The sequence below is a fragment of the Sphingobium sp. BS19 genome, from assembly GCF_027925545.1.
Lineage (GTDB): Bacteria > Pseudomonadota > Alphaproteobacteria > Sphingomonadales > Sphingomonadaceae > Sphingobium.
On sequence record NZ_BSEF01000051.1, the window covers coordinates 1 to 9,163 of the forward strand.

Annotated in this window: 9 protein-coding genes and 1 pseudogene; 4 read left to right on the top strand and 6 right to left on the bottom strand. The window is 60.8% G+C overall.

Features of this window, described 5'->3' with window-relative positions; translation table 11 throughout:
• Positions 1-381: 381 nt before the first annotated feature.
• From QMG56_RS22735 to gdhA, 3 genes are all read right to left on the bottom strand, one after another.
• Positions 382-1,389, bottom strand: coding sequence for an IS110 family transposase (locus QMG56_RS22735; RefSeq protein WP_281825143.1), 1,008 nt, complete (start codon positions 1,387-1,389; stop codon positions 382-384).
• Between the two features lie 93 nt (positions 1,390-1,482).
• A protein-coding gene (locus QMG56_RS22740; RefSeq protein WP_375713758.1) for an IS5 family transposase occupies positions 1,483-2,204 on the bottom strand; the annotation gives its coding sequence in 2 pieces (ribosomal slippage) (positions 1,483-1,919 and positions 1,919-2,204; 723 coding nt in all).
• Positions 2,205-2,311: 107 nt separating this feature from the next.
• The gene (gene gdhA / locus QMG56_RS22745; protein WP_281825157.1) at positions 2,312-3,661 is read right to left on the bottom strand and encodes an NADP-specific glutamate dehydrogenase; all 1,350 of its coding nucleotides are present in this window, start codon (positions 3,659-3,661) and stop codon (positions 2,312-2,314) included.
• A gap of 122 nt (positions 3,662-3,783) precedes the next feature.
• Here gdhA and QMG56_RS22750 point away from each other — a divergent pair, with 122 nt between their 5' ends.
• The 4 genes and pseudogenes from QMG56_RS22750 to rnk all read left to right on the top strand — a co-directional run bounded on the left by QMG56_RS22750 (position 3,784) and on the right by rnk (position 7,228).
• Complete coding sequence (locus QMG56_RS22750) at positions 3,784-5,379, top strand: FMN-binding glutamate synthase family protein (RefSeq protein WP_375713759.1); 1,596 nt, start codon at positions 3,784-3,786, stop codon at positions 5,377-5,379.
• 203 nt (positions 5,380-5,582) lie between these two features.
• Entirely contained in the window at positions 5,583-5,765 is a 183-nt protein-coding gene (locus tag QMG56_RS23385; RefSeq protein WP_309298605.1) for a hypothetical protein, read from the top strand.
• A 15-nt stretch (positions 5,766-5,780) separates the two neighbouring features.
• Positions 5,781-6,587: pseudogene (locus QMG56_RS22755) on the top strand (rod shape-determining protein); the annotation flags it as partial.
• Between the two features lie 236 nt (positions 6,588-6,823).
• On the top strand, positions 6,824-7,228 hold the full coding sequence (gene rnk, locus QMG56_RS22760; RefSeq protein ID WP_281825149.1) for a nucleoside diphosphate kinase regulator: 405 nt from the start codon (positions 6,824-6,826) through the stop codon (positions 7,226-7,228).
• A 108-nt stretch (positions 7,229-7,336) separates the two neighbouring features.
• Here rnk and QMG56_RS22765 read toward each other — a convergent pair whose 3' ends face one another.
• From QMG56_RS22765 to QMG56_RS22775, 3 genes are read right to left on the bottom strand one after another with little or no spacing between them, the layout of a single operon-like run.
• Positions 7,337-7,603, bottom strand: coding sequence for a GlsB/YeaQ/YmgE family stress response membrane protein (locus tag QMG56_RS22765; RefSeq protein ID WP_006952121.1), 267 nt, complete (start codon positions 7,601-7,603; stop codon positions 7,337-7,339).
• 13 nt (positions 7,604-7,616) lie between these two features.
• Positions 7,617-8,372, bottom strand: a complete 756-nt coding sequence (gene aqpZ, locus QMG56_RS22770) for an aquaporin Z (RefSeq protein WP_281825154.1) — start codon at positions 8,370-8,372, stop codon at positions 7,617-7,619.
• A 58-nt stretch (positions 8,373-8,430) separates the two neighbouring features.
• Entirely contained in the window at positions 8,431-9,018 is a 588-nt protein-coding gene (locus QMG56_RS22775; protein ID WP_196805593.1) for a DUF937 domain-containing protein, read from the bottom strand.
• Between the last annotated feature and the right edge of the window lie 145 nt (positions 9,019-9,163).

Genomic DNA, 9,163 nt, shown 5'->3' on the forward strand with positions numbered 1-9,163 from the left:
TTCGAGAAACGTCCGGTCCTCGCCACTCAATACGACCAAATCTGCCTGTCTACCCGCCACCATCAACGCTCCCACCTGTCTGACAAGAGCATATACAATGATGCTTACTTCAGTTCCAGATGACTAGGGTCAGGATCTGTAATTGCAGAGCTAGGCGGTGTTGATCCCTTGAGGGTTTCATGGATCTGTCCGCACTGGCCGGACCGGAGCCTGGTCGTGCTGTATCGGGTCTCACAGAGGCGAACGTTGCATTGACTCGACGCGGGCTTGTCGGCCCATCTGACTACCTTCGCAGATCGTTCGTCCCTGCGTTCCCTCGCGGGACACCGCCCTCGGATCAGCTGCGACGCTTCACCGCTGGCAAACAGGTTCTATCCTACCTCACGCCTGGAACAAAGTGCCATCGCGCAGCATGGCATGCATGATGACTGCGAGGCGGCGGGCAAGGGCGACGCGAGCCTTCTTCAGGCCGCGACGCTTGGCGATCTTCATGGCCCATGTTTTCAGGTCGAAGGTCTCACGACTCCGGGTTAGGATCGAGTTGGCAGCTTCGTACAGCAGCTTCCGTACGGCGCCGTCGCCCTGTTTGGTGATCCTGCCTGTCCAGTCGAGCTCGCCCGACTGATGGCGTCGGGGCACCAGGCCGAAGTAGGCGCCGGCATTGCGCGATTGTCGGAAGCGTCCGGCTTCATCGATTGCAGCGGCGAAGGCAGCAGATGTCTGCACGCCCACACCCGGTATGGTCATCAGGATTTCGCAGGCCTGTGACTGGCTGGCGATGAGGCGCAGGCGGCGGTCCATTTCCTTGATCTGCTCGACCAGTTCTGCGCGCACGGCCAGCAAGGATGCGATGGCGTCGCCAAGGCCCGGAATGTGGGCAGCCTGCATGATCCGTTCGAGGAAGGCCTTCCCTTGACCTGCGCCGGGCCGATAGCCGAACGTCGCGCAGAGACCGCGGATCGTATTGTCGAGCCGGACACGCGCTTCCACCAGATGGCTGCGTGCTGTGATCACGCTGCGAACGCCATGCGCTGCCGGAGATTTGACATGCACCTCCTTGTAGAAGCCGGTGCGCGCCAACTGTGCGAGACCGGCGGCATCGTGAGGGTCGGTCTTGTTTGCCTTCATTGCCTTGAGGCTCTGGTGCGCCTGGCGGGCATCGATGCACACCACCGGGACGCCCAGTTCACGCAGACCAAGGCAGATCGCCGGCGACATGCGGCCCGTTTCGATCACCGCCCGCTCGATTGAGTTGTATCGCTCCAGCATCATCGCGATCGCCTCCGGAGAGCTTTCCACCTTCTCCGATACGACCTTCCGACCATTGTCATCAACGATACAGACCTGCGTGCTTTCCATCGACAGGTCCAATCCGGCATAGTGCTTCATGGCTGCTTCCTTCCTTCAGGATTTGACAACCAGAAGTGTGCGCCTCAACCGAGGTCCGAGGGAAGCAGCCACAATTACACGATGACTCATTGATCAGAGCCAGAAGCAGAAGGTTGCGGCGATGGTGATAGCGGACATGAAGATGTGCGCGCAGCGGTCGTAGCGGGTGGCGATGCGTCGCCAGTCTTTGAGACGGGCAAACAGGTTCTCGATCTTGTGGCGCTGGCGATAGAGCTGCTTGTCATAGGCGTGCTGGACCTTGCGATTGGCGGTTGGCGGGATGCATGGGGTGATGCCGCGGCTGGCAAGGGCGTGGCGGAACCAGTCGCTGTCGTAGCCCTTGTCAGCCAGCAGTTCCTTGGCCTGGGGTAGCCGTGAAAACAGCAGAACTGCGCCTTTATGATCGCTCATCTGCCCTTCGGTAAGCAGCATGACGATCGGCCGACCCTGCCCATCGCAGACCGTGTGCAGCTTTGAGTTCAGCCCGCCCTTGGTGCGCCCGATACATCGGGAAAGAGCCCCCCTTTTAGGAGGCTGGATGCCGTGCGGTGCGCCTTGAGATGCGTCGCGTCGATCATAATCCGGTCGGGCGCGCCGGCAGCGCCAGCCAGTTCGGCGAAGATGCGGTTAAAGACCCCGAGCCGGCTCCAGCGCACGAACCGGTTGTAGATCGTCTTGTGCGGGCCATACCCCTTCGGAGCATCGCGCCACATCAGACCGTGCTTGATGACATAAACGATGCCCGAGATAATCCGGCGATCGTCTACCCGTGGAATGCCATGCGAAAGCGGAAAAAACGGCTCGATCCGGCGCATCTGCGCCTCGCTCAGCAGAAACGGAACATCCACGACCAGCGCCTCCTCGACGCTGACCTTGAATCAACCAATCACCGTCTGCGCAAGCAATTTAATGGGTCCTGACCCTAGATGACGCCAAAGGCTGTCATGGCAGCTGCTACACGCTCAAACCCTGCGATATTTGCGCCCAGAACATAGTCGCCAGGGGCGCCGTATTCCTCGGCGGTCTCGGCACAGGTATCATGAATGTTGCGCATGATGGCGGCGAGGCGTTCCTCGGTTTTCTCGAAGCTCCAGCTATCGCGCGAGGCATTCTGCTGCATTTCCAGGGCTGAAGTCGCAACTCCGCCGGCATTGGCCGCCTTGCCCGGCCCAAACAGCACTCCCGCGCCCTGGAAGACGCGGACGGCATCGGGCGTACAGGGCATGTTCGCCCCTTCGCCCACAGCCACCACCCCGTTCTTGACCAGTGTGCGTGCATCCTTGCCGGTCAACTCGTTCTGCGTAGCCGATGGCATGGCAACATCACACGGAACTTCCCAGATCGAACCGCCCTCAATGTAATGGGTGCCGTTGCCTTTCCTGCGCGCGTACTGCGAGATCCGTTCGCGGCGAATCTCCTTGATCTCTTTGACCAGATCGAGATCGATGCCATTTTCATCGACAATGTAGCCATTCGAGTCCGAGCAGGCGATGACGATGCCGCCGAACTGCCGGGTCTTTTCAATCGTGTAGATTGCCACGTTGCCGGACCCGGACACCACGCATTTGCGTCCTTCGAAATCCATGCCCTTAGTGGCGAGCATGCTCGAGACGAAATAGGTTGCCCCGAACCCGGTGGCTTCGGTCCGGGCCCGTGAGCCGCCATAGACCAGCCCCTTGCCGGTCAGCACCCCAGCTTCGTACCGATTGGTCAAGCGCTTGAACTGGCCAAAGAGGTAACCGATCTCGCGCCCGCCAACGCCTATGTCGCCAGCAGGCACATCGGTGTATTCGCCCAGATGCCGTTGCAATTCAGTCATGAATGACTGACAAAAACGCATGATCTCACCTTCAGAGCGTCCACGCGGATTAAAATCCGAGCCGCCCTTGCCACCACCAATCGGCAGTCCTGTCAGCGCATTCTTGAAGATCTGCTCGAACCCAAGGAACTTGATGATCCCGAGGTTGACCGAAGGGTGGAACCGCAGGCCACCCTTGTAGGGGCCGAGCGCGGAGTTGAATTGCACGCGAAAGCCACGATTGATCTGCACCTGGCCCTGATCGTCAACCCATGGCACGCGGAAAATGATCTGACGTTCAGGCTCGCATAGACGCTCTATCAGGGCATGATCGGCATAATAGGGCTTCTTGGCGATCACGCGCCCGAGACTTTCCAGCACCTCGATGACGGCTTGGTGAAACTCGGTTTCGCCGGCATTGCGGCGCAGCACCTCGGCGAGGATGGGTTCAAGCTTTTCATCAATCTTGGTCATTGAAATTTCCTGGGTCCGACGCTGGGGTGGGCTACTGCTTGCGTGCATAAGCGAGAGTGACCGACTTTTCGATAGACGTGCTACCGTGCTGGCAATTGTGGTCGTGCTGACGGAGCTTTGCATTGTTCTTGAAACGTTTCTCGGTCTTTGGCTGCGCCCTTCTTGCGGCTGTTGTCTCTAGTGCTTTTCTCCCTGCGGCTTGGGCCGTCTCCGTTTTCGCAATTTCGGGGGTCTTGGCGCTGATCGGCCTGTTTGACCTCGCGCAGCCGGTCCATTCGATCCGGCGCAATTACCCGATCATTGGTCGTATGCGCTGGTTTTTCGAGGATATTCGTCCGGAGATACGCCAGTATCTGATCGAGGATGACCATGAGCAGCTGCCGTTTTCCCGGAGCCAGCGGTCATTGGTCTACGCGCGGTCAAAGAACGAAAGCAGCGAGCGCGCGTTTGGCACCCAACTCGATGTTTATGAAAGCGGCTATGAATTTATCGGGCATTCGAACCGCCCGGTGCCCCCCGGTGATCCCGCCACGTTCCGCATCGACATTGGTGGCCACGATTGCAGGCAACCCTACCGAGCATCAATCGTGAACATCTCGGCGATGAGCTTCGGGGCGCTGAGTGCCAACGCCATCCTGGCCTTGAACCAAGGCGCAAAGCTGGGGGGCTTTGCCCATGACACCGGCGAGGGGAGTATCAGTCCGCACCACAGGCACCATGGCGGCGATCTGATCTGGGAAATCGGCAGCGGGTATTTCGGCTGCAGAAACGCCGATGGCGGCTTTGACCCACGAGCCTTTGAGGAGAAAGCCACAGATCCGCAGGTCAAGATGATCGAGATCAAGCTCAGCCAGGGCGCCAAACCTGGCCACGGCGGAATTCTGCCGGCGAGCAAGATCACAGAAGAGATCGCCCAGACCCGCGGTGTGCCAATGGGCCAGGACTGCGTTTCTCCTGCCCGGCATAGTGCCTTTGCCACGCCGAACGAGTTGATGGCCTTTATCGCGGAGCTCAGGCAGCTTTCCGGCGGCAAGCCTGTCGGGTTCAAGCTGTGCATTGGCCAGCCGTGGGAATTCATGGGTATGGTCAAGGCCATGATGGACACAGGCATCCTGCCCGATTTCGTCGTGGTCGATGGCGCAGAAGGCGGGACAGGCGCGTCGCCTCTCGAGTTTTCAGATCATCTCGGCATGCCCATGCGGGAAGGCCTGCTCTTTATGCACAACACCTTGGTCGGCACGGGCCTGCGCGACAGGATCAGGATCGGCGCTGCGGGAAAGATAGTCAGCGCCTTCGACATCGCTGCGACGCGCGCCCTGGGTGCCGACTGGGTGAATGCCGCGCGAGGGTTCATGTTCGCTCTGGGGTGCATTCAATCGCTGTCCTGCAATACCAACCGTTGTCCCGTCGGCGTCGCGACGCAGGATCCGCTGCTCCAGCGCGCCCTGGTGGTGCCCGAAAAGGCCGAACGCGTGTTTAATTTTCACCGGAATACGCTTCATGCGCTGGCGGAAATGCTGGCCGCCGCAGGCCTCGATCATCCCAGCCAGATCGGTCCGCATCACTTGGTGCGTCGGGTCAGTCAGACCGAGGTCCGCCTGTTTTCGCAACTTCATACCTTCCTGGCCGAAGGAGAATTGCTAAGCGGAAGCTGTCACTCCAGTTTCTACAAGAACGTGTGGGACATAGCTCGTGCCGACAGCTTCGAGTTGTTGTGACATCTTTTCCGGCGCGGCGTGAAGCCTGGATAATTGATAGTCCGGCCACTGGGTTCACGTATGTCAAATCAAGCTGGCCCATCGACTTTGCAGTGGAATGAAGGAAGGCCGAAGGCAGGGATAGGAATCGGATTTCTAAGCCCGCAACAGGAGGTTGAAAGCTCTCGGAAGACTTCCCCTGGAGCAACTGCTATCGGGCCGAGATGAGAAGACTGTTTCCCGGCGCTGGCAAGGCCGATTTCGCGATTGATTTTGGCACGGCCAATACGCGGGTGGTGTCGGCTGATGGCGGTGTCCTGTTCGATGAGCCGTCGCTCTGCTGCTTCGCGGGGCGCGTCGATGCCGGTGAACTGGTCACTGCCGGAGCTGCCGTCGGCCCCATGTAGGAGCGTGCATCCGGAGACCTGCGCATCGTGCGCCCTCTGCATCGCGGGGTGCTTTGCGATATCGCGGCGGCCCGCGACTATCTGGCCTATGCCGTGCGATCGAGTGTCGGCCAGCGCAGGCTCCGCTCCTTTCGCGCAATCATCGGAGTGCCAGCTGACGCTACCAACGCAGAGCGTGGCGCGCTGCTCACCGCGGCAAACGATGCTGGTCTGGGGGCTGTCGCACTGTTGACGGAACCCTTGGCTGCCGCGTGGGGAGCAGGCCTTCAGGTCGATCATCCCCGCGGCTCCATGATCGTGGAATGCGGTGCCGGTACGACGGAGGCGGCCGTCCTGTCACTGGGCGGAATCTGCGCGACTGCATCCCTACGCGGCGGAGGCGATGCGCTTGATCGCGCGATTGCCGATCATCTCCATTTTCAGCACAAGTTTCTCATCGGCATGAACACTGCTGAACACGCGAAACGCGACATCGTCAGGATGCTCCAGGATCAGGCAGCCCCTGCCGCCACGATCCGGTTCAAGGGACGCGACCTCGTGAACGGATTACCCGCAGCCCTGGAACTGCCGATAGGTGATCTGCTTCCCGTGGTGGAAAAGCATGTTGCCGGCATCACCAGGATGGTGGTGAACCTGCTGGGCCAGATATCGCCCGAACTGAGCCGTGATATCCACGATGACGGCATTGTCCTTACCGGCGGCAGTGCAGTCATCAATCTTGTCCGGCCGGCATTGGCCCAGGCCACCAGGCTGCATGTCGCCCTTGCTCCGAACAACGCTTATTGCGTGGCAAATGGCCTGCAAAAGGCGCTGCTGCACTGATCGGGCGTGACACCTGGTTTGACTTGAGGATCGCTTGCAGCCATCATCGTGTCATGTACCGGTTTGCCACACGTCAGCGTCAGCGCTGCCATGCGAGTTCGCTTCTCGTGGGCCAATAGCCCCGGACAGCGAGAGCCACGTCCGGCGCAGTCCGGGGCAAAACCGAGCATCAGCCTTTACATCGCGCTTTTCCAGCGCACCGCGCCTGCATGACCAGCGCTGACGGAGAAAACACCATGACCACCCATCGCAAGGCCCGGGCCCGGCCACCGATCCAGATTCGTGAAACCGACGCTGAACGGATCGGAAATCTTGCCATCGAGGCGGAAGAGCGGCTGCCGCAGGTGGCCGAACTGCTCCTCGCCGAGATCAACCGCGCCAAGGTTGTGCCGGATTCCCGGCTGCCGGGGGATGTGGTGGCCATGCAATCGACGGTAAAATTTGTTGACGAAGCGAGTGGCGTCGAGCGCACGCTGCAACTTGTCTATCCTCAAGCTGCTGACATCGAAGCGGGACGCATTTCGATCCTGTCGCTGGTTGGGGCTGGATTGCTCGGCCTGAGACCGGGGCAGTCAATTTCATGGCCCGATCGTGCCGGAAAGCAGCGGGCCTTGCGGATCATGGAAGTAAATCAGGAATAAGGTAAGGGCGGCACATCGCCCACCCGCACAATCGCAGGCATTCGGGCTCAGCCGGAAAACGTGACGGATGTTCGGGTGAGGCGCACCCCACCCGAAAGTCCGCCTGGTTCAGCGGATATTCCTGCGCTGCACCATGTTGACGATCCCGAGCAGGATCACGGCGCCGACGAAGGCAATGATCAGCCCGGTCAGAGAAAATTCCTGCACACTGCCGCTGATGCCGAGCAGTGGTCCGGCAACCGCATTGCCGATCAGCGAGCCGATGCAGCCGACAACGATATTCCAGAAAATGCCCATCGAGGCATCACGGTTCATCACCTTGCTGGCGAGCCAGCCGGCGATGCCGCCCACGATCAGTGCAATGATCCAACCCATAGTCTCTTCCTCCTCAGTTGCGGATTTCCAGGTGCGTCACGCTGACGTCCACGAATTGATCGTTGCCGATGTTTTCCGGTGATTCGCCAGGTGACAGCATGACCCGCCAGATCAAGGCGCCGATCGCCGCACCCACAAGAGGGGCGACCCAGAACAGCCACAATTGGCCCAGGGCCGCGGTGTCGGCGAAGAGGGCCACGCCTGTGGACCGGGCCGGATTGACCGAGGTATTGGTGACGGGGATCGAGATCAGGTGGATCAGGGTCAGCGCCAGGCCGATCGCGATCGGCGCAAAGCCTGAAGGGGCCGCCTTTGATGTCGCCCCCAAAATGACGATCAGGAACCCTGCCGTCAGCACGATCTCGATCAGCAGGGCTGCCTGCATCGAGTAGCCGCCGGGGGACAGGTCGCCAAAGCCGTTCGATGCAAAACCGCCGGCGCTCCACCCGGTCTTGCCCGAGGCGATGGCGTAGAGCACGACTGCGGCGGCAACCGCGCCTACCACCTGAGCGATCCAGTACGGGATCAGCTCCTTCCACGAGAACCGATTGGCCAGCGCCAGCCCGAGCGAAACCGCGGGATTGAAATGGCCGCCGGAAATCCCGCCGACTGCATAGGCCATTGTCAGGACCGTCAGGCCGAAGGCCAGCGAGACACCGGTGAACCCGATGCCGAGCTCCGGAAATCCGGCGGCCAGGACGGCCGAACCGCAGCCTCCGAATACCAGCCAGAATGTGCCGACGAATTCGGCTGCGAATTTGCGTATCATTGGCTCTCCCCCTTACGCCTGTGTGGCGCCATGAGACCGGTAGGCTGCGCCGCCCGTGTCAGCGGCCGAGCCGTCCTGCCATGCCCAGAATGTCGTCGAGTGGATTGCCATCGCCGTCGAGGTCGATCAGCGAGGCAAGACCACCAAGACCGCCGCTTTGCGCCGCTCCGCCTTGACCGCCGCCCATCACGCCGCCGAGAACCTGGCCCAGCATGCCGCCAAGGCCGCCGCCCTGTCCGGTGTCACTGGCCCCGCCGCCCGCTTTCTGGCTGGCCAGATACCCGGTGACGGCCATGGCCAGCAGCGGCAGCATCTTCTTGAGCAGCGCAGGATCGATCCCGGTCGATTGCGATGCCTGGCCAGCAACAGTCCGGCTGACCTCCTTTGAGCCAAAGATCTGGCCCAGGATTTCATTGCCAGGTGCTGCGGGGGTCGGAGCACTGCCGGTCACCGCCTCCAGCAGGCCGCCGCCGCCGGCACCGCCCAACATGTCGATCAGTCCGCCAAGACCGCCCGGCGCGGGCTGCGCCTGCTTCTTGAAGCCGCCGAGGATGGCGGGAAGCAGCGCCTCTGCTCCGGTACGAGCTGTTGCGGGGTCGACACCCAGTTCACGTGATATGGAATCCAGCGCCCCAGTCTGTTTCATGATGTCTGCAATATTCACTGTCCGTCGTCAGAACATTTGGCACAACTCGCGGCGTAAATTAGCGGAGTGCGGGCCTCGTCCTGGGGTTGATATTAAGCGGCGATCTTGCGGTGGAGCAAGCGGCGATGTTCGATGGTCTTCCGTT